This window comes from Pseudomonas sp. TE9122 (genome assembly GCF_056278925.1).
The window spans coordinates 2,147,160-2,166,741 of sequence record NZ_JBWBQI010000001.1 but is presented as its reverse complement, the minus strand read 5'-3'; the positions used below and the strand labels follow the sequence as shown (position 1 = coordinate 2,166,741).

The following is a 19,582-nucleotide window of genomic DNA, read 5'->3' as shown; positions in this document are numbered from 1 at the left end:
TCCTCAGAGGTATGGAGTGCCTGCCAAATTGCCTTCGCGAGCAGGCTCGCTGCCACATTGGACCGCGTTGCAATGTGGCAGCTAGCCCGCTCGCAAAAAGGCAGGCACAGCTTTTAGAAAACGCAAGTATTACGCGGCAGCGCGCTCCAGCAACACCCGCGTCACCCTCCGCTCTTCCACCGCTTTGACAGTCAATTGCCAGCCCTCGTATTCCAGTTGATCGCCGGTCATCGGCAAGCGATCCAGCAGACTCATCACCAACCCGGCCATGGTCTGATAGTCCTCCGTCGGCTCGGCATCGAAGCCGGTACGCTGGCGAACGCGAGCCAAGGGCAGCGCGCCGCTGACCAGAAACCCGCCGCGCTCTTCGACCACGTCCGGGCCTTCGATTTCGCTGGCATCGGGTAGTTCGCCAGCGATCGATTCGAGGATGTCGGTCATGGTCAACACACCGACGAAATCGCCAAACTCGTTGACCACGAAAGCGATGTGGGTCGAGGCCGCGCGCATCTGCTCCAGGGCATTGAGGATTGAGTAACTGTCGAGCAGATTGACGGTCTTGCGCGCCAGATGCTCAAGGTTCGGCTCATTGCCGGTCAGATACTCCTTGAGCAATTCCTTCTTGTGTACGAAGCCGAGCGGCTCGTCCACCGCGCCATCGCGAATCAACGGCAAGCGCGAGTAGGACGAATGCATCAAATTCGTGCGAATGGTTTCGGCGTCATCCGCAAGATCAATCAGGTCAACGTCGGCGCGCACCGTCATCAGGTTGCGAATCGGCCGTTCCGCCAGTTGCAGCACACCGCTGATCATCACCCGCTCACGACGGTCGAACAGCTCGGCCACCGGCGCTTCACCGTTGTCCAGCAGGTCGGAGATTTCCTCGCCAACCTCCTCCGCCGCCAGCTTGCGCCCGCCGAGCAGACGCATCACCGCATGGGCCGTGCGCTCGCGCATCGGCCGCACGCCCTGCATCGAACGTTTGCGCCGTGCCCGGGCGATCTGATTGAACACCTCGATCAGGATCGAGAAACCGATGGCCGCGTACAGGTAACCTTTCGGGATATGGAAGCCCAGACCTTCTGCGGTCAGGGCAAAACCGATCATCATCAGGAAGCCCAGGCACAGCATGATCACGGTCGGGTGCGCGTTGACAAAGCGGGTCAGCGGCTTGCTGGCGACGATCATCAGGCCGATGGAAATGATCACGGCGATCATCATCACCGCCAGTTCATCGACCATGCCCACGGCGGTAATCACCGCGTCGAGCGAGAACACGGCGTCGAGCACCACGATCTGCGCCACGATCGGCCAGAACAGCGCGTAGGTTGTGTTGGTCGAGCGCTCGCCGACGTGGCCTTCGAGGCGTTCATGCAACTCCATCGTCGCTTTGAACAACAGGAACACGCCACCGAACAGCATGATCAGGTCGCGGCCGGAGAAGCTCTTGTCGAACACCTCGAACAACGGCTGCGTGAGCGTAACCAGCCAGGAAATGCTCGCCAACAGGCCCAGACGCATGATCAACGCCAGCGACAAGCCGATGATGCGCGCACGATCACGCTGATGCGGCGGCAGTTTGTCGGCAAGAATTGCGATGAACACCAGGTTGTCGATACCCAGTACCAGTTCCAGCACGATCAGAGTCAACAGGCCTAACCAGGCCGTGGGATCCGCTAACCATTCCATAAAACGTCTCGATCTCTCTACAGTGAATTCAGGCGGCCGGACACGGCGAAGTTCAACGCGAAGGCTCAAGGGCCGCGTTATCAACCATAGTCGGGAGTCGGAAGACGGGATGCTGCGAATGGATCAAGACCGCGCAATATTGCGCTGGAGAATGCTGACTGGGAGGCTCCGAGAGGGTGTTCATGTAGATCCTGAATGAAAAATGGCCTTCGAGCGTACAGCGTCGACCGACCTGCTCCACAGCGGTAAATCATTTCAAAATCTGTATGAATGACCTTGATCGGAGACTTTCAGCGTTGCCGAAGAAGCCTTCGCGAGCAGGCTCGCTCCCACAGGGTGCGAGCGGTGCGGCGGATTTCAGCGTAGACCCAGCTCATCGATATGCTGATATTGCGCTTGCAGCGCGGTCGCCAGATCCTTCGCCCGGCCCAGCCTGATCGGCCCGCGTTCGATGTCGATCAGCAATCCCGGGCACGCCAGCACCGGCAACCCCGACAGCTCTTTCAAGCGACCATCGGTCACGATCAGGCAGCGTTGCTGTTCGGCGGGAAAGCGCTTGCGTCTAACCGTCAGCCATTGCTGCGCCTGCTCCAGCGCCGCGAGCAACGGCGTGCCGCCACCAGCGCCCAGACCGTCAAGCCAGGCGCTCAGGCCGCTTGAAGCCTTCAAGCCTTGCACCTGCCATTTCGGCGCAGAACCACTGGCGGTCAGCAACGCCAGCCGCGCCCGCTGGCGGTAGGCATCGTCGAACAACTGCGCGAGCAGGCCCTTGGCATCGCTCAAGGCCTGATGGCGACGGGTCGAAGCCGACGCGTCGACGATCACCAGCCAGATTTCATGGGGCGAACGGGTACGCTGCTGGAACAGCAGATCAGCGCGGCGCTGAGGGCGGCCATTGAGCAGCGTGCCCGGCCAGTTCACCGAACCGCTGCTGGCACTCTGGCGTTGGCCCTGACGACCATTATCGAGTTGTCCGGCACGGGGTCTGGCATTCGCCCCCGCGTCGGATCGGGGGCGAATGCCTAGGGCTTTTTTGCTTGTGGCGGCCAGCTCGGAACTTCGCGGCGGGCACCGGTAGCTTGCGCCGTTGCCGGCATCTCGCCCCACTGGCCCTGGCCTTCGCCGGATTTGCTGTCTGTGCCTGACGGAGATTGCGCTTGTGATTGGGCGCTGGACGAAGGTTGTTCGCGACGGCGATGGCGCAGGGCAAATTCGGCCACCGCGTCGATATCCTCTTCAGCAATCGCATCGGCCCCACGCCACGCCGCATGGGCGCGAGCCGCGCGCAACCACACCAGATCAGCGCGCAAGCCATCGACGCCGGCGGCGAAACAACGCTCGGTAATCAACGCCAATGCCGCATCATCCAGCGGGATGGCTGCCAAGCGCTCGCGGGCGCTTTCACAGCGCGAACGCAGGCTGAGTTGCTCGCTCGCCCACTGCGCGCAGAACCGTTGTGGATCGCTGTCGAAATCCAGCCGCCGGCGAATGATCTGTCCACGTTCGGCGGGCGCGGTGTGGCCGCTGAGGGCAACGTTCAAGCCGAAGCGGTCAAGCAGTTGCGGCCGCAGCTCGCCCTCTTCCGGGTTCATGGTGCCGATCAGGACGAATTTCGCCGAATGTCGATGGGAGATGCCGTCACGTTCGATCAGGTTGGTACCGCTGGCGGCGACATCGAGCAGCAGGTCGACCAGATGATCGGGCAGCAGATTGACTTCATCGACATAGAGCACGCCACCGTCAGCCTTGGCCAGGACACCGGGCGAAAACTGCGCGCGAGCGCCGCTCAGGGCAGCGTCGAGATCGAGGGTGCCGACCAGGCGCTCTTCAGTGGCGCCCAACGGCAAAGTGACAAACTGGCCGCTGGCGAGCAGGTCCGCCAGGCCCCGGGCCAGGGTCGACTTGGCCATGCCGCGCGGGCCTTCTATGAGTACGCCGCCGATTTTCGGGTCGATGGCGGTCAGGCACAGGGCGAGCTTCAGGTCATCGGCGCCGACCACGGCGGAGAGCGGGAAATGCGGGGTGTCGGTCATGGGTTTCTCTTTCGTGGTCGTGGATGGTCGTGACGTTGTGGTGTGTCAGTTGTTGCCCTCACCCTAGCCCTCTCCCAGAGGGAGAGGGAACAGACCGTGATGGCCTCTCGAGTTCTGTCGACGTGATGCATCGGGTCGACGCAAATTTCGACAGCGCTAAAAATCGGCCCCCTCTCCCTCCGGGAGAGGGGTGGGGTGAGGGTAGCTTTTTAGCGGCTACATATCTTCCTCGATATCCAACAGCAAATTCTCCAGCGCTTCTTTATAAGCCCCAGGCTCCTGCCACATCCCGCGCTGCTGCGCTTCGAGCATGCGTTCGGTCATGTCGCGCAGCGCATGGGGATTATGCTCACGAACAAAATCCCGGGTCGCCGGATCGAGCAAATATGCCTCCGCCAGCAACGCATATTGATGGTCGTCGATCAATTGCGTAGTCGCATCGAAGGCGAACAGATTATCAACCGTCGCCGCCAGTTCGAACGCGCCTTTGTAGCCGTGACGCTTGACCCCGTCGATCCACTTCGGATTCGCCGCGCGCGAGCGCACCACGCGATTGAGCTCTTCCTTCAAGGTACGAATCTTCGGCAGATCCGGTTGGCTGTGATCGCCGTGATAACTGGCCGCCGCTTCCCCGCGCAGAGTCTCCACCGCCGCGAGCATGCCGCCCTGGAACTGGTAGTAATCGTTGGAATCGAGCAGGTCATGCTCGCGGTTGTCCTGGTTTTGCAGCACCGCTTGCACCTGGCTCAGGCGCTGGCTGAATTGCGCGCGGGCGGCCGTGCCCTCGTCGGCACCGCCGTAAGCATAGGCGCCCCAGTTCAGGTAGACCTCGGCGAGGTCTTCGCGCGACTGCCACAGACGTCCATCGATAGCGCCTTGCACCCCGGCGCCATACGCCCCCGGTTTCGCGCCGAAGATGCGCCACCCGGCTTGACGCCGCGCGGTATCTTCATCGACGCCCGACTGCAACAGCGCCTCGCGTTCGGCGCGCACCTTGGCGGCGAGTGGATTCAAGTCATCCGGCTCGTCCAGTGCGGCCACTGCTTGCACGGCGGCGTCGAACAGGCGGATGAGATTGGCAAACGCATCACGGAAAAACCCCGAAACCCGCAGCGTCACGTCGACCCGCGGACGATCGAGCAGGCTCAGCGGCAGAATCTCGAAATCATCCACGCGCTGACTGCCCGTGGCCCATACCGGACGCACGCCCATCAAAGCCATGGCCTGAGCGATGTCGTCGCCGCCGGTGCGCATGGTCGCGGTGCCCCAGACCGACAGGCCGAGCTGGCGCAAGTGATCGCCGTGGTCCTGCAGATGCCGTTCGAGAATCAGCGTTGCCGACTGGAATCCGATGCGCCACGCGGTGGTGGTCGGCAGATTGCGCACGTCCACCGAATAGAAGTTGCGCCCGGTCGGCAGCACGTCGAGGCGGCCACGGCTGGGCGCACCGCTGGGGCCGGCCGGGACGAAACGACCGCTGAGGGCGTCGAGCAGACCGCGCATTTCGGCGGGGCCGCAAGCGTCGAGGCGCGGGGCGACGACTTCGCGCAGATGGTCGAGTATCGAATCAACCTCAGCCCAACCCGCCCCTTGTGGGAGCGAGCCTGCTCGCGAACTCGGTGTGTCATTCAACAATGATTTACCTGACGCACCGCTTTCGCGAGCAGGCTCGCTCCCACAGGGGACATTCAGTGCTTGGAAGATCAGGTCTGCGGCGAAGAGTTCGAGGCGTTCGCGGGTGTCGCCGGCGGTGCGCCAGACTTCTTCGCTGATGGCCTGCAACTCGATCGGACACGGGCCATTCCAAGGATCGGCCAATGCACAATCCAAGGGGTCGAAGCCCAACTCAAACGCCTTGGCCAACGCTCGCAACAAGCTCGACTGCGCGCCTTTACCGTCACCGCGCGGGATGCGCAGCAACGCCAGCAAGGTGTCGATACGCAAGCGCCCGCTCGGCGATTCACCAAAAATGTGCAACCCATCGCGAATCTGCGATTCCTTCAGATCGCACAGATAAGTGTCCAGACGCGGCAACCAGATCGCCGCATCGGCATCGCTGTCCAGCGCGGCATCCAGTTGCAATTCGCGGTCGATCTGCGTGTCCCGCACCAATTGCAGAATGTCGCGCTGCAACTCGCGGGCACGGCGCGGATCGAGCAGTTGCGCCTCGTAATATTCGTCGGCCATCAACTCCAGATTACGCAGCGGCCCATAGGTTTCGGCGCGGGTCAGCGGTGGCATCAGGTGGTCGATGATCACCGCCTGCGTGCGCCGCTTGGCCTGGGCGCCCTCGCCCGGGTCGTTGACGATAAACGGATAGATATTCGGCAACGGCCCGAGCAGCGCGTCGGGCCAGCAGTTTTCCGACAGCCCAACACCTTTGCCCGGCAGCCATTCGAGATTGCCGTGCTTGCCGACGTGGATCACGCCGTGGGCGCCGTAGGTGTTGCGCAACCAGAAATAGAAGGCCAGATAGCCGTGCGGCGGGACCAGATCCGGGTCGTGATACACCGCGCTCGGATCGACCTGATAACCGCGGGCGGGCTGGATGCCGACAAAGGTCAGACCGAAACGCAGACCGGCGATCATCAGGCGACCGTCGCGGCACATCGGATCGTTTTGTGGCGCCCCCCAACGCTCGAGCACCGCCGCGCGATTCGCCTCCGGCAACACGTTGAACATTGCCAGGTAATCGTCCATCGCCAGGCTTTGCTGGCACGGGCGCAGGTCGAGACTGTCGAGGTCGTTGCTGACACCGCCGAGCAGTTGCTGGATCAGCTCGGTGCCGCTATCGGGCAACTCGGCCGTGACCGGATAACCCTCTTCGCGCAAAGCGCGGAGGATGTTCAGCGCCGCCGCTGGCGTATCGAGGCCGACACCGTTGCCGATGCGGCCGTCGCGGGTCGGGTAGTTGGCGAGGATCAGGGCGATGCGTTTTTCGCCGTTCGGCACGTGTGCCAAAGCAATCCAGCGCCGCGCCAGTTCGGCGACGAATTCCATGCGTTCGGGCTGGGCGCGGTAGCAGACCACATCGGACTGACTGCGCTCGCTGCGCCAGGCCAGATCCTTGAAGCTGATCGGTCGGCTGATGATGCGTCCATCGAGTTCCGGCAAAGCAATGTGCATCGCCAGATCACGCGGCCCAAGGCCCTGTTCGCTGTCGCGCCAGCCGGGTTCGTTGTCCTGGGCGCAGATGGCTTGAATCACTGGGATGTTGCGGCGAAACGGGCGCAGATGCGGCGCTTCGGGGCTGGACTGGGCAAAACCGGTGGTGTTGAGAATCACCCCCGCCTCGACTTCATCCAGCCAGTCCTCGACCACCGACAGACAACCGGGCTCCTTCAGACTGGCCACCGCGATCGGCAGCGGATTGAGCCCGGCTGCCTGCAAACGCTGACAGAACACATCGATGAACGCCGTGTTCGCCGCCTGCAAATGCGAGCGATAAAACAACAACGCCGCCACCGGTTGACCGGGCAGCCATTCGGCTTGCCAGTCGCTCAGGGCAGCGCTGTTTTTCTGTGGGTGATAAATCGCCGTGCGCGGCAGGGTTTGCGGCTCGCTCCACGGGTAATCGCGGGCGAACCATTGGTTGCCCAGGCAACGGAAGAAATCCAGCGCATTGCCCATGCCGCCCTGACGCAGAAATTGCCAGAGTCGATCGCGCACTTCGGCGCTGACCGTGCTCAAGTCACTGAGTTCGGGATCCGGGCGGTCATCGCCAGGCACCAGAATCAGTTGCACGCCGCGTTCGGACAACTCGACCAGCCGCTCGACACCGTAGCGCCAATAGGCGATGCCGCCGTGCAGTGAGATCAGAATGACCTTGGCGTGGCGCAGCACTTCGTCGACATACAGATCGACCGAGGCATGATTCTGCACCTGCATCGGGTTGGCCAGACGCAGGCTCGGATAGTCATCGGGCAGTTGCTGCGCAGCCTCGGCGAGCAGCGCCAGGCTGGAATCGCCGCTGCACAGGATCACCAGCTCGGCGGGGGTTTGTCCGAGGTCGGCAATGTTGTCGTCCGAGACGAATCCGCCCGGCTGGGTCCTGAGCAGGTGCATGGCTTAAACGCTGAGCGCAGCGCGCAATTGCGCTTCGAGTTGTGCGGCATCGAGTTCCTGTCCGATCAGCACCAGACGCGTGACACGCGCTTCGTCGGCGCCCCACTGGCGGTCGAAATGCTTGTCGAAACGCGTGCCCACACCCTGGATCAACAGGCGCATCGGCTTGTTCGGAATCGCCGCGAAGCCTTTGACCCGCAGGATGCCGTGCTGCACCACCAGTTGCGTCAGCGCATCGAGCAGCAAGCTTTCGTCGGCTTGCGGCAATTCGATGGAGATCGAATCGAAGGCGTCGTGATCGTGGTCGTCGTCATCACCGTCATGGTGGTGATCGTGGTGGCTGTGGCGGCTGTCGATATGCTCTTCAGAGCCGGCACCGAGACCGATCAGCACGTCGAGCGGCAGGCGGCCATTGCTGGCTTCGACGATTTTTACCGCTGGCGGCAGCTCTTCGGCTACTTCAGCGCGTACGCGAGCCAGGTCTTGCGGGCTGGTCTGGTCGGCTTTGTTGAGGATCACCAGGTCAGCGCTGGCCAGTTGATCGGCGAACAGTTCATGCAGCGGCGACTCGTGATCAAGGTTCGGATCGAGTTTGCGCTGGGCATCGACCTGATCCGGGAACGCGGCGAAGGTGCCAGCAGCGACGGCCGGGCTGTCGACCACGGTGATGACTGCATCGACGGTGCAGGCACTGCGAATTTCCGGCCACTGGAAGGCTTGCACCAGCGGTTTTGGCAGGGCCAGGCCCGAGGTTTCAATAAGGATGTGGTCGAGATCGCCGCGACGGGCAACCAGCTCGCGCATCACCGGGAAGAATTCTTCCTGCACGGTGCAGCACAGGCAGCCGTTGGCCAGCTCATAAACGCGGCCGCTGGCCTCTTCTTCGGTGCAGCCGATGGTGCATTGCTTGAGGATTTCACCGTCGATGCCCAGCTCGCCAAACTCGTTGACGATCACCGCGATGCGCCGGCCCTGAGCGTTGTCGAGCATGTGCCGCAGCAGCGTGGTTTTGCCCGAACCGAGGAAACCGGTGACGATGGTGACGGGGAGTTTGGCCAGTGTTTTCATCGGTATGCCCTTTGGCAAGCGGCGGGCATACGGGACGAGAACCGGCAGCGCGCGTGCACGCCGGAAGCATTCGCCACCGGATCACCCCGCCCGGTTGTAGTGAGAATCTGTGACGAGGCAGGTCTCCTGGCTGACGGCGTTCAGGCGTTGGGCCTGGCGTCCATTGCGCCTTCCCGCTGGCTCATCGGTTGAGCTGGCAGTGGCGTGGCAACGAACATCACCGTTCACAGTTGCGGGGGCAGCCGCGGCTTTGACCGCGTTCCCTTCTTAGCTTCGGCGAGTGCCGAAGAACCTCGAAAGCGCAAGGCTACGCATGGGTCCGTCGTGGGTCAATGGGCGTTGAGTTTGAGTTCGGGGGCATATCCGTTGCTGCGGTAACGGCTTCTTATGGTTTCGCTCTTACAGCGAGTCCCTTTTTCAAACGCCAAAAAGGAACCAAAAGGCTTTGCCCCGGCGTACGGCCCGCTCGCTGGGGCTCGGGGTACCTTCGTTACGGGACCGATCCGGGCGCAGCGGCTACGGTTTGCTTCGCTGCACCTCCTTCCGCTGTGTACGACTGCGTCGCACGGTCGCTGCGCTCCCACCCCCGGATCGATCCCGTAACGAAGCCTGCCGAAGGGGCAAAAGATCAAAAGCCAGAGCAAAAGCAAAGGCAAAAGCAAAAGATCGCAGCCTTCGGCAGCTCCTACAGTTGGATCGCGCACCAGCTCAAGAACAGGTCGGATGTCAGGCCGCCTTCGCGAGCAGGCTCGCTCCCACAAAAGCAAAAGCAAAGCAGCGCAGCTGCCCGCGGCGCAGCCGCCCCACTCAACAATGAGCGCAAGCTCGAGTGCTCTTGATCTTGATCCACCGGCGACGTCGGAAGGCTGAGTGGAGGGATTGATCCGGGCGTGGGAGCGCAGCGACCGTACGACGCAGTCGTACACAGCGAGTGTAGGTGCAGCGAAGCAAACCGGAGCCGCTGCGCCCGGATCAGTCCCGGAGCGAAGGAACCCGAGCCTGCGAGGGCCGAACGTAGGAGCAAGCCTTTTTGGGTACTTTTTCGGCGTTTGGAAAAAGTGCCTCGCCGTAAGGGCGAAACCGTAATCAGCAACACCCGCAGCAACGGATATACACACAAAAACATCAGAAAAATCCCCCACCGCAGCACCGAAAACTCCCCGGAAATTGACTAAAAACCCAAACCCATGTTCTCCTGCCCACCTTGTTACGGGTGCCCTTCACAGGGTGAAACGGGAAACCGGTGAATCATGTGCTTTACTCAAAGCCATGTCAGTCCGGTGCTGCCCCCGCAACGGTAAGCGAGCGAAGCGTCAGATCCACTGTGCCCCGGCATGGGAAGGTGATGCTTGCAGGTCGGCGACCAGCCAACCCCTCGCAAGCCCGGAGACCGGCCCGCAACACCCAGCACGCGCAAGCGCCGCTGACCACAAACAAACCCGCGGTGGGCGGGCGCTGTTCGAAATCCCTGCGTGCCCGGCTCGCAGGGATTTTCATGCGCTCTGTTTACCCGCTGACATTTCAGAGGGAAGCGCTATGTCGATCATCAGTAACACCGTCAGCCACACTGACCACATCTCCAGCAGCACCACACTCGGCCAACGCGTCGCCGCCGCCCTCTTCGCCTCGATCCTCGGTGCCAGCCTGGTCTGGTTCGCCGGTTTCTCGCACATCGAAGCGGTGCACAACGCCGCCCACGATACCCGCCACAGCGCCGCGTTCCCGTGCCACTGAGGCCTGCCGAAATGATCAAACGTATCGCGCAAACCGCAGGCTTCACCGGCTTGCTGGCCGCCCTGCTGCTGACCCTGCTGCAGAGTTTCTGGGTATCGCCACTGATTCTGCAGGCCGAAACCTTCGAGAAATCCGAACCGGTCGCGCAAGTCCACGAACACGCCGCCGGCACCGCCGCCCACAGCCATGATGGCGAAGCCTGGGAGCCGGAAGACGGCTGGCAGCGTGTGGTCTCGACCACTGGCGGTAATCTGGTGGTGGCAGTGGGTTTCGCCTTGATGCTCGCCGGCCTGTACACCTTGCGCGCGCCGACCAAGACCTCGCAAGGGCTGCTCTGGGGTCTGGCCGGTTACGCCACGTTCGTTCTCGCGCCGACCTTGGGCCTGCCACCTGAGTTGCCGGGCACAGCCGCCGCCGATCTGGCTTCGCGGCAGATCTGGTGGATCGGCACTGCCGCTTCGACCGCTGTCGGCCTGGCACTGATCGCTTTCAGCCGTCACTGGCTGATGAAGCTTCTTGGTGTAGCGATTCTCGCCGTGCCGCATGTGATCGGCGCGCCGCAACCGCAGGTGCATTCGATGCTCGCTCCAGAGGCACTGGAAACCCAGTTCAAAATCGCTTCGCAGCTGACCAACGTCGCGTTCTGGCTGGCCTTGGGCCTGATCAGTGCATGGTTGTTCCGCCGCAAAAGCGCAGGCCCATATCAGGCATGACCGATGACCGCGCAGCGCCGACCCTCGTGGTCGGCCTCGGCTGCCAGCGGGGCTGCCCGGCCAGTACGTTGCGTGCGTTACTCGACCAGGCTTTGCAGGCACACCGCATCGAACTGCGAGCGGTCAAGGCTCTGGCGAGTATCGATCTCAAGCGCGACGAACCGGGGTTGCTGGAACTGGCCACACAGTTGAACCTGCCGCTGCAGTATTTCAACAGTGCCGAACTGGCGCCCTATCAGCAGCGCCTCAGCCATCAATCGCAGATCGCCTTTGAGCGCACCGGCTGCTACGGCGTGGCGGAAAGCGCCGCGCTGGCGCTCGCCGAGCAACTGATTCAGGCGCCGGCGAAACTGCTGATCCACCGGCAGAAATATGCGCAGGCCACGCTGGCATTGGCCGGCGCTGCATAAAATCCCGATAATCCCCGCCATTGATCATGAGCACGCTTCATCTGCAGTGTGCCTGCGCCTCTTCACAAGGACTCAACGATGACCGTCTACTTCATCGGCGCCGGCCCCGGCGACCCGGAACTCATCACCGTCAAAGGCCAACGGCTGATTCGCAGCTGCCCGGTGATTATCTACGCCGGTTCGCTGGTACCCGCCGCGGTGCTGGAAGGTCATCAGGCCGAAATCGTGGTCAATAGCGCTGAACTGCACTTGGAACAGATCATCGATCAGATCAAGACTGCCCATGCCCAAGGCCAGGATGTGGCCCGTGTGCATTCCGGGGATCCAGGTCTGTACGGCGCGATTGGTGAGCAGATTCGCTACTTGCGTGAGCTGAACATTCCTTTCGAGATCATTCCGGGCGTGACCGCCACAGCGGCATGCGCAGCGCTGCTGGGCGCCGAGTTGACCCTGCCGGACATTTCGCAAAGCGTGATCCTGACCCGTTACGCCGACAAGACCGCGATGCCCGCCGGCGAAGAACTGGCGAGCCTGGCGCAGCACGGCGCGACCATGGCCATTCATCTGGGGGTCAATCATCTGGAAAAGATACTGGTCGAACTGCTGCCGCATTACGGCGCGGACTGCCCGATTGCCGTTATTCACCGCGCGACATGGCCGGATCAGGACTGGGTGGTAGGTACATTGGCGGACATTGCCGACAAGGTCGAGGCCAAAGGCTTTCGGCGTACGGCGCTGATTCTGGTTGGCAGGGTGCTGGGCAGCGAGGTGTTTGGCGAATCATCGTTGTATCGCGCCGGGCATGCGCATCTTTATCGCCCTTGAAGACGCCTTCGCGAGCAGGCTCGCTCCCACAGGTGATTGCATTTCATTGTGGGAGCGAGCCTGCTCGCGAATGGGGGCGGCAAAAGTTACCCATAAAAAAACGGCGCTCACGGGGCGCCGTTTTTCATGTTCGCAGCGAACGCCTTAGTAGTAGGCGTTTTCTTTCTGCGTGTGGTCGGTCACGTCGCGAACGCCCTTGAGCTCCGGAATGCGCTCGAGCAGGGTGCGCTCGATGCCTTCCTTCAAGGTTACGTCGGCCTGGCCGCAGCCCTGGCAACCGCCACCGAACTGCAACACGGCAATGCCGTCCTCGACAACGTCGATCAGGCTGACCTGACCGCCGTGGCTGGCCAGCCCCGGGTTGATCTCGGTTTGCAGGTAGTAGTTGATGCGCTCGTTGACCGGGCTGTCGGCATTGACCATCGGCACTTTGGCATTCGGTGCCTTGATGGTCAGTTGGCCGCCCATGCGGTCGGTGGCGTAATCAACGACCGCGTCATCAAGAAACGCTTCGCTGAACGAATCGATGTAGGCGGTGAAGCTTTTCAGCCCCAGCGCGGTGTCTTCAGGCTTCTCTTCGCCTGGCTTGCAGTAGGCAATGCAGGTTTCGGCGTACTGGGTACCAGGCTGGGTGATGAAGACACGGATGCCGATGCCCGGGGTGTTCTGCTTGGAGAGCAGATCAGCCAGGTAATCATGGGCGGCGTCGGTAATGGTAATAGCGGTCATAAAAACTCCTCGCAGGCGTGGGCGCAGTTTACGCCAATCGGCGCGGCTGACAAAGTCCTAGTATTTTTGTCGGGAAAGAATCTCGTAACACGCCTGCGAATCATCAAAGGTTCTCGTACCGATTCATATCCAGCACGCCCTCTTCCACCGGGTCGGTTTCGTGGATGTATTGGCTCAGATCGTGGAAATACAGCCAGAACTGCGGATGACTGCGCCGAATGCCCCAGCGTTCGACGATCTTTTCGAACCGACTGGCATCCCTGGCGTTTTCCATCGCATCGACAAACGCCGGCACCTGCTCGGCCGGTACGTTGAACATGAAGTTCGGGTAACTGCTGAGCACGCCCGGATAGATCGTCAGGGTGTCGAGCCCTGGCTGATAGCGCCGCGACTCACCGAGCAAAAACGCCACGTTGCTGTGGGCGCGGTTGCGCAGCAGGCTGTAGACCTCGCGCTTGCCGCTGGCGGTTTCAACGCGCAGCAAGGTCGCTTCGGGCAACTGGTCAATGACTTTCAGCCCTGCGGCCGGGCGCGAGGCCAGACGGCTCAAGGCCTGCTCGGCATTCTGCAAGGCCGGATCGATATTCGGTCGCGAGCAATAAGCGCCGTCGCAGCGATTGATCGGGTCCGGCCGCGCGTTCAGATCACCGTAGCGCGCCAGCAACTGCATGGCGAAATCGTGTTTCGGGTCTTTTTCGTCGAGCTTCAGCGCGGTCGGTTTGTCGTCATCGATGGCCTCGTAATCGAGCCACATCTTGAATTGACCGCCATCCTGGTACCAATCGTTGAGGTAGTCCTCGCGCGAGTCGGCGGGCATCAGGCGCAGGAAGTTCTGCTCCGCGCCGTTACGGATCAGGTCGAAATACAGACGGGTCTGCGCTTGATGGGAGACGTTGCCGAACACGTCGAAATTGACCGCGAGCTGGTAATAGGTGCGCTCCAGCAGCGGATAGTCGAACAGCCACATGGTTTGCGGCACCTCACCGATCAGCCCCTTGGTCACCGAAGCACTGTCGAAGTGGCGGAAAATGCTCAGCAAGGCGTTGTCGTTGCCGGCCCACAGCGTCGACCAGCTCGGCGCCGGCAGATCGGCATAGCTGTCACGGCGCAGTGCCTCGTATTCGTTGCGCTTGTCGCGATAGTTGCGCCACAGACTCAGCACGCTGCCGACATCGTCGTTCTGCCCCGGCATCGCCAGCAGCGGCGTGGCCTGGCCGCGGTAGTTCGGGTCGGTGATATAGAGATCATGTTCCGGCGCCTGGAACAGCGCCCAGAAATTGTCGCGGATCACGTCGGTCGCGATCTGCCCACGGCACACCGGGCCGCGAATGAAGGTGCGGACGAAGTATTCGGCGTTATCGAGCATGAACTGATAGCGCGCCTGCGCCGGAATCGCTTCGAAAGTGGCAAACGGATTGGCACGGCTTTGCGGCCCGTAACCCGGTAACGCGTTGACCTGCCAGTTGCCGCTGTAGAACAGGCTCTTGATCCGGGCCATTTTCGCCGCGCTCAGCGGATAAGTGATGTGCGTCTTGTGCACGATCACCCCTTGCACCGGCCACAAGCGGTAATACACCTGCGTGCCCGGGTCGTCGTTGGGGCGGCGAGTGGCGATCAGATCAATCGGCTGGCCGCTCGGCGTGCGCGAACGCACCCACTGGAAATAATGCCCCGGCTCGCCGTCCTTGAAATAGATGTGCGCCAGATACCAGTGCTCGAACAGCCAGCGCCCGACCAGACTTTGCCGAGCACCGGGAGCATTGAGCAGGTTCTCCCACTGCAGGATCTGCATGGCCTCTTTGGCACTCGGCGCCAGGCTCTGCTCGTCGATCGGCGCGCCAGACGCCAGCCAGCGCTGCAGGGTCTGGTATTGCTGGTCGGTCAGGCCAGTGACCGCCAGCGGCATGCCCTCTTTCGGGTGCGCGCCGGCATATCCGTCGAACTCCGCAGGCATTGCGCATAGATTGTTGCGATTGAGCCCAAGAACAATCTCTTCTGGCAGCTTGGCGTTCGGCGTCAGCGGCGTCTTGTGGCCGAGTTCAAGCATCCGCGCCATCAGCGCGGCCTGACTGCCCTGGGCGTCGAGCACCGAATAGAAGTCTTTCTGCTGCCAGGCGCGCTTGCCGAAGGCGTCGTAAAACAAGCGCGTGGTCGGTGCCGCCTGGGTGCGTTCGCCGTCATATACCGGCATCTTGCTCGCGCCACGGGCGGCGCCTTCGCCACTGCCGAGATTGAGCTGACAGGCCGAGTCATAGCACGCATGGCAGGCTACGCACTTCTCGGTGAAGATCGGTTGGATATCTCGGCTGTAGGAGATGGAAGAAGAAATGGCGGGATCTTGCGCCGCAACGCTCCCGCTCAGGACCAGCAACCATAAACTGATGAAGCGGTGCGGCATGCTGCTGATCTCGATGATAAAAAAAGGCTGCGATTCTACCGTTATGACGCTCGTACCAACATGAGCGATATTCATGCAAAAGCTGCACATGCTCCAAAAGCGCACAGGTTTGCTATGATCGCGCTCCTTCGTAATGGTCTTTCCGAGTAGTCCACATGTCCGATCGCAGCGTCCGCCTTCAAGCTCTCAAGCAAGCCCTCAAAGAGCGCATCCTGATTCTCGACGGCGGGATGGGCACGATGATCCAGAGCTACAAGCTCGAAGAACAGGATTATCGCGGCAAGCGCTTCGCGGACTGGCCGAGCGACGTCAAGGGCAACAACGACCTGCTGGTGATCACCCGTCCGGACGTGATCGGCGGTATCGAAAAAGCCTATCTGGACGCCGGCGCCGACATTCTCGAAACCAACACCTTCAACGCCACGCGCATTTCCATGGCCGATTACGGTATGGAAGAGCTGGCGTACGAGTTAAACGTAGAAGGCGCACGTCTGGCGCGCAAGATTGCCGACGCCAAGACCGCCGAAAACCCGGCCAAGCCGCGCTTCGTGGCCGGCGTGCTTGGCCCGACCAGCCGCACCTGCTCACTGTCGCCCGACGTCAACAACCCCGGCTACCGCAACGTCACCTTCGATGAGCTGGTGGAAAACTACACCGAAGCCACCAAAGGCCTGATCGAGGGCGGCGCCGACCTGATCCTGATCGAAACCATTTTCGACACCCTCAACGCCAAAGCGGCGATCTTTGCCGTGCAAGGTGTGTTCGAAGAGCTGCACGTCGAATTGCCGATCATGATTTCCGGGACCATCACCGACGCCTCCGGCCGTACGTTGTCGGGCCAGACCACCGAGGCGTTCTGGAACTCGGTAGCGCACGCCAAGCCGATTTCCGTAGGCCTGAACTGTGCCCTCGGCGCCAGCGAACTGCGCCCGTACCTGGAAGAGCTGTCGAACAAGGCCAGCACCCACGTATCCGCGCACCCGAACGCCGGCCTGCCGAATGAATTCGGCGAGTACGACGAACTGCCCTCGCAAACCGCGAAAGTCATCGAAGAGTTCGCCCAGAGCGGTTTCCTCAACATCGTCGGCGGCTGCTGCGGCACCACCCCGGGGCACATCGAAGCGATTGCCAAAGCTGTGGCCGGTTATGCGCCGCGGCAGATTCCGGACATCCCCAAGGCCTGCCGCCTTTCGGGTCTGGAGCCGTTCACCATTGATCGCAGCTCGCTGTTCGTCAACGTCGGCGAGCGCACCAACATCACCGGTTCGGCAAAATTCGCCCGCCTGATCCGTGAAGACAATTACACCGAAGCCCTCGAAGTCGCGCTGCAGCAGGTCGAGGCCGGCGCGCAGATCATCGACATCAACATGGACGAGGGCATGCTCGATTCGAAGAAGGCCATGGTGACCTTCCTCAATCTGATCGCCGGCGAACCGGATATCTCGCGCGTGCCGATCATGATCGACTCGTCGAAATGGGAAGTCATCGAAGCCGGCCTCAAGTGCATCCAGGGCAAGGGCATCGTCAACTCGATCAGCATGAAAGAAGGCGTCGAGCAGTTCATCCACCACGCCAAGCTGTGCAAGCGCTACGGCGCTGCGGTGGTGGTGATGGCCTTCGACGAAGCCGGCCAGGCCGACACCGAAGCGCGCAAGAAAGAGATCTGCAAACGCTCCTACGACATTCTGGTCAACGAAGTCGGCTTCCCGCCGGAAGACATCATCTTCGACCCGAACATCTTCGCCGTCGCTACAGGCATCGAAGAGCACAACAACTACGCCGTCGACTTCATCAATGCCTGCGCCTACATCCGCGACGAGCTGCCGTATGCGTTGAGCTCCGGCGGCGTGTCCAACGTGTCGTTCTCGTTCCGTGGCAACAACCCGGTGCGTGAGGCGATTCACTCGGTGTTCCTGCTCTACGCGATCCGCGCCGGGCTGACCATGGGCATCGTCAACGCCGGTCAACTGGAGATCTACGATCAGATCCCGGTGGAGCTGCGCGACGCGGTCGAAGACGTGATCCTCAATCGCACCCCGGACGGCACCGACGCCCTCCTTGCCATCGCTGACAAGTACAAGGGCGACGGCAGCGTCAAGGAAGCCGAGACCGAAGAATGGCGCAACTGGGACGTCAACAAACGTCTGGAGCACGCGCTGGTCAAGGGCATCACCACGCACATCGTTGAAGACACCGAAGAATCCCGCCAGTCGTTTGCGCGGCCGATCGAAGTGATCGAAGGCCCGCTGATGTCCGGCATGAACATCGTCGGCGACCTGTTCGGCGCCGGCAAAATGTTCCTCCCGCAAGTGGTGAAATCCGCCCGCGTGATGAAGCAGGCCGTGGCGCACTTGATCCCGTTCATCGAACTGGAGAAAGGCGACAAGCCGGAAGCCAAGGGCAAGATCCTCATGGCCACGGTCAAGGGCGACGTGCACGACATCGGCAAGAACATCGTTGGCGTGGTGCTTGGTTGCAACGGCTATGACATCGTCGACCTCGGCGTGATGGTCCCGGCCGAGAAGATCCTGCAGGTCGCCAAAGAAGAAAAGTGCGACATCATCGGCCTTTCCGGCCTGATCACCCCGTCGCTGGACGAGATGGTTCACGTTGCCCGCGAAATGCAGCGTCAGGATTTCCATCTGCCGCTGATGATCGGTGGCGCGACCACCTCCAAGGCGCACACTGCGGTGAAGATCGAGCCGAAGTACAGCAACGATGCCGTGGTCTACGTGACCGACGCCTCGCGCGCCGTCGGCGTGGCGACACAGTTGTTGTCCAAGGAGCTCAAGGCCGGTTTCGTCGAGAAGACCCGCCTGGAATACATCGACGTGCGCGAGCGCACTTCCAATCGCAGCGCCCGCACCGAACGCCTGAGCTATGCCGCCGCCATCGCCAAGAAGCCGCAATTCGACTGGGCCAATTATCAGCCAGTGGTACCGACCTTCACCGGCAGCAAGGTGCTCGACAATATCGATTTGAACGTGCTGGCCGAGTACATCGACTGGACGCCTTTCTTCATTTCCTGGGACCTGGCCGGCAAGTTCCCGCGCATCCTTGAAGATGAAGTGGTCGGTGAGGCCGCCACTGCGCTGTACAAGGACGCCCGGGAAATGCTCGCCAAGCTGATCGACGAAAAGCTGATCAGCGCCCGTGCGGTGTTCGGTTTCTGGCCGGCCAATCAGGTCAACGAAGACGACATCGAGCTGTACGACGATAACGGCAAGCCATTGGCCAAGCTGCATCACTTGCGCCAGCAGATCATCAAGACCGACGGCAAACCGAACTTCTGCCTCGCCGACTTCGTTGCGCCCAAAGACAGCGAAGTCACCGACTACGTCGGCGGCTTCATTACCACCGCCGGTATCGGCGCCGAAGAAGTGGCCAAGGCTTATCAGGACGCTGGCGACGACTACAACTCGATCATGGTCAAGGCCCTCGCCGACCGCTTGGCCGAGGCCTGCGCCGAATGGCTGCACCAGCAAGTGCGTAAAGAACATTGGGGTTACGCCAAGGATGAAACCCTCGACAACGATGCACTGATCAAAGAGCAATACCGTGGCATCCGCCCCGCTCCCGGCTACCCGGCCTGCCCGGATCACACCGAGAAAGCCGCGCTGTTCACCCTGCTCGATCCAGAGGCTGCGGAAATGCGCGCCGGGCGCAGTGGCGTGTTCCTCACCGAACACTACGCAATGTTCCCCGCCGCAGCGGTCAGCGGCTGGTACTTCGCCCATCCGCAAGCGCAATACTTTGCGGTGGGCAAGATCGACAAGGATCAGGTGCAAAGCTACACCGCACGCAAGGGACAGGATCTGAGCGTGACCGAGCGTTGGCTGGCGCCGAATCTGGGTTACGACAGCTGAGGCTTGTTGCAAAGCCGATCCGGGAGTTTGCGATTCCCGGATCGGGTCAGCT

12 protein-coding genes and 2 riboswitches are annotated in these 19,582 nt (G+C 61.7%); of the genes, 5 read left to right on the top strand and 7 right to left on the bottom strand.

Annotation, left to right across the window (positions count from 1 at the left end; translation table 11 throughout):
* Nucleotides 1-129 precede the first annotated feature (129 nt).
* The 5 genes from ACZ9BE_RS09825 to cobW all read right to left on the bottom strand — a co-directional run bounded on the left by ACZ9BE_RS09825 (nucleotide 130) and on the right by cobW (nucleotide 8,855).
* The gene (locus tag ACZ9BE_RS09825; protein WP_476249321.1) at nucleotides 130-1,689 is read right to left on the bottom strand and encodes a TerC family protein; all 1,560 of its coding nucleotides are present in this window, start codon (nucleotides 1,687-1,689) and stop codon (nucleotides 130-132) included.
* A gap of 357 nt (nucleotides 1,690-2,046) precedes the next feature.
* The gene (locus ACZ9BE_RS09820) at nucleotides 2,047-2,739 is read right to left on the bottom strand and encodes a vWA domain-containing protein (protein ID WP_476250134.1); all 693 of its coding nucleotides are present in this window, start codon (nucleotides 2,737-2,739) and stop codon (nucleotides 2,047-2,049) included.
* Nucleotides 2,712-3,722, bottom strand: a complete 1,011-nt coding sequence (locus ACZ9BE_RS09815; RefSeq protein ID WP_476249320.1) for a magnesium chelatase ATPase subunit I — start codon at nucleotides 3,720-3,722, stop codon at nucleotides 2,712-2,714. The genes ACZ9BE_RS09820 and ACZ9BE_RS09815 overlap by 28 nt, the downstream gene beginning before the upstream one ends.
* 216 nt (nucleotides 3,723-3,938) lie before the next feature.
* Nucleotides 3,939-7,787, bottom strand: coding sequence for a cobaltochelatase subunit CobN (gene cobN / locus ACZ9BE_RS09810; protein ID WP_476249319.1), 3,849 nt, complete (start codon nucleotides 7,785-7,787; stop codon nucleotides 3,939-3,941).
* Nucleotides 7,788-7,790: 3 nt separating this feature from the next.
* Nucleotides 7,791-8,855 (bottom strand): cobalamin biosynthesis protein CobW, encoded by a 1,065-nt coding sequence (gene cobW, locus ACZ9BE_RS09805; protein ID WP_225930814.1) that lies wholly within the window; start codon nucleotides 8,853-8,855, stop codon nucleotides 7,791-7,793.
* Nucleotides 8,856-8,954: 99 nt separating this feature from the next.
* Nucleotides 8,955-9,166: riboswitch (cobalamin riboswitch) on the bottom strand.
* Nucleotides 9,167-10,049: 883 nt separating this feature from the next.
* Nucleotides 10,050-10,268: riboswitch (cobalamin riboswitch) on the top strand.
* Between the two features lie 123 nt (nucleotides 10,269-10,391).
* Here cobW and ACZ9BE_RS09800 point away from each other — a divergent pair.
* From ACZ9BE_RS09800 to cobM, 4 genes are all read left to right on the top strand, one after another.
* On the top strand, nucleotides 10,392-10,589 hold the full coding sequence (locus ACZ9BE_RS09800) for a CbtB domain-containing protein (RefSeq protein WP_016774486.1): 198 nt from the start codon (nucleotides 10,392-10,394) through the stop codon (nucleotides 10,587-10,589).
* An 11-nt stretch (nucleotides 10,590-10,600) separates the two neighbouring features.
* Nucleotides 10,601-11,302 carry a CbtA family protein gene (locus ACZ9BE_RS09795; RefSeq protein ID WP_056785224.1) on the top strand — a complete coding sequence of 234 codons (702 nt, stop codon included), beginning with the start codon at nucleotides 10,601-10,603 and terminating at the stop codon, nucleotides 11,300-11,302.
* On the top strand, nucleotides 11,299-11,712 hold the full coding sequence (locus ACZ9BE_RS09790) for a cobalamin biosynthesis protein (RefSeq protein WP_122507089.1): 414 nt from the start codon (nucleotides 11,299-11,301) through the stop codon (nucleotides 11,710-11,712). The genes ACZ9BE_RS09795 and ACZ9BE_RS09790 overlap by 4 nt, the downstream gene beginning before the upstream one ends.
* 78 nt (nucleotides 11,713-11,790) lie before the next feature.
* Nucleotides 11,791-12,537 carry a precorrin-4 C(11)-methyltransferase gene (gene cobM / locus ACZ9BE_RS09785; RefSeq protein ID WP_476249318.1) on the top strand — a complete coding sequence of 249 codons (747 nt, stop codon included), beginning with the start codon at nucleotides 11,791-11,793 and terminating at the stop codon, nucleotides 12,535-12,537.
* A gap of 144 nt (nucleotides 12,538-12,681) precedes the next feature.
* Here cobM and nfuA read toward each other — a convergent pair whose 3' ends face one another.
* Nucleotides 12,682-13,266 (bottom strand): Fe-S biogenesis protein NfuA, encoded by a 585-nt coding sequence (gene nfuA, locus ACZ9BE_RS09780; protein WP_003225494.1) that lies wholly within the window; start codon nucleotides 13,264-13,266, stop codon nucleotides 12,682-12,684.
* Nucleotides 13,267-13,369: 103 nt separating this feature from the next.
* Complete coding sequence (locus ACZ9BE_RS09775) at nucleotides 13,370-15,664, bottom strand: fatty acid cis/trans isomerase (protein WP_476249317.1); 2,295 nt, start codon at nucleotides 15,662-15,664, stop codon at nucleotides 13,370-13,372.
* Between the two features lie 155 nt (nucleotides 15,665-15,819).
* Here ACZ9BE_RS09775 and metH point away from each other — a divergent pair, with 155 nt between their 5' ends.
* Nucleotides 15,820-19,530 (top strand): methionine synthase, encoded by a 3,711-nt coding sequence (metH, locus tag ACZ9BE_RS09770; RefSeq protein WP_323620692.1) that lies wholly within the window; start codon nucleotides 15,820-15,822, stop codon nucleotides 19,528-19,530.
* The last annotated feature ends 52 nt before the right edge of the window (nucleotides 19,531-19,582 follow it).

Excerpts from the sequence above, each read along its gene's own strand:
- ACZ9BE_RS09825 (WP_476249321.1), bottom strand. The coding sequence starts at position 1,689 with ATGGAATGGTTAGCGGATCCCACGGCCTGGTTAGGCCTGTTGACTCTG.
- ACZ9BE_RS09815 (WP_476249320.1), bottom strand. The coding sequence starts at position 3,722 with ATGACCGACACCCCGCATTTCCCGCTCTCCGCCGTGGTCGGCGCCGAT.
- cobN (WP_476249319.1), bottom strand. The coding sequence starts at position 7,787 with ATGCACCTGCTCAGGACCCAGCCGGGCGGATTCGTCTCGGACGACAAC.
- cobW (WP_225930814.1), bottom strand. The coding sequence starts at position 8,855 with ATGAAAACACTGGCCAAACTCCCCGTCACCATCGTCACCGGTTTCCTC.
- ACZ9BE_RS09800 (WP_016774486.1), top strand. The coding sequence starts at position 10,392 with ATGTCGATCATCAGTAACACCGTCAGCCACACTGACCACATCTCCAGC.
- ACZ9BE_RS09795 (WP_056785224.1), top strand. The coding sequence starts at position 10,601 with ATGATCAAACGTATCGCGCAAACCGCAGGCTTCACCGGCTTGCTGGCC.
- ACZ9BE_RS09790 (WP_122507089.1), top strand. The coding sequence starts at position 11,299 with ATGACCGATGACCGCGCAGCGCCGACCCTCGTGGTCGGCCTCGGCTGC.
- cobM (WP_476249318.1), top strand. The coding sequence starts at position 11,791 with ATGACCGTCTACTTCATCGGCGCCGGCCCCGGCGACCCGGAACTCATC.
- nfuA (WP_003225494.1), bottom strand. The coding sequence starts at position 13,266 with ATGACCGCTATTACCATTACCGACGCCGCCCATGATTACCTGGCTGAT.
- ACZ9BE_RS09775 (WP_476249317.1), bottom strand. The coding sequence starts at position 15,664 with ATGCCGCACCGCTTCATCAGTTTATGGTTGCTGGTCCTGAGCGGGAGC.
- metH (WP_323620692.1), top strand. The coding sequence starts at position 15,820 with ATGTCCGATCGCAGCGTCCGCCTTCAAGCTCTCAAGCAAGCCCTCAAA.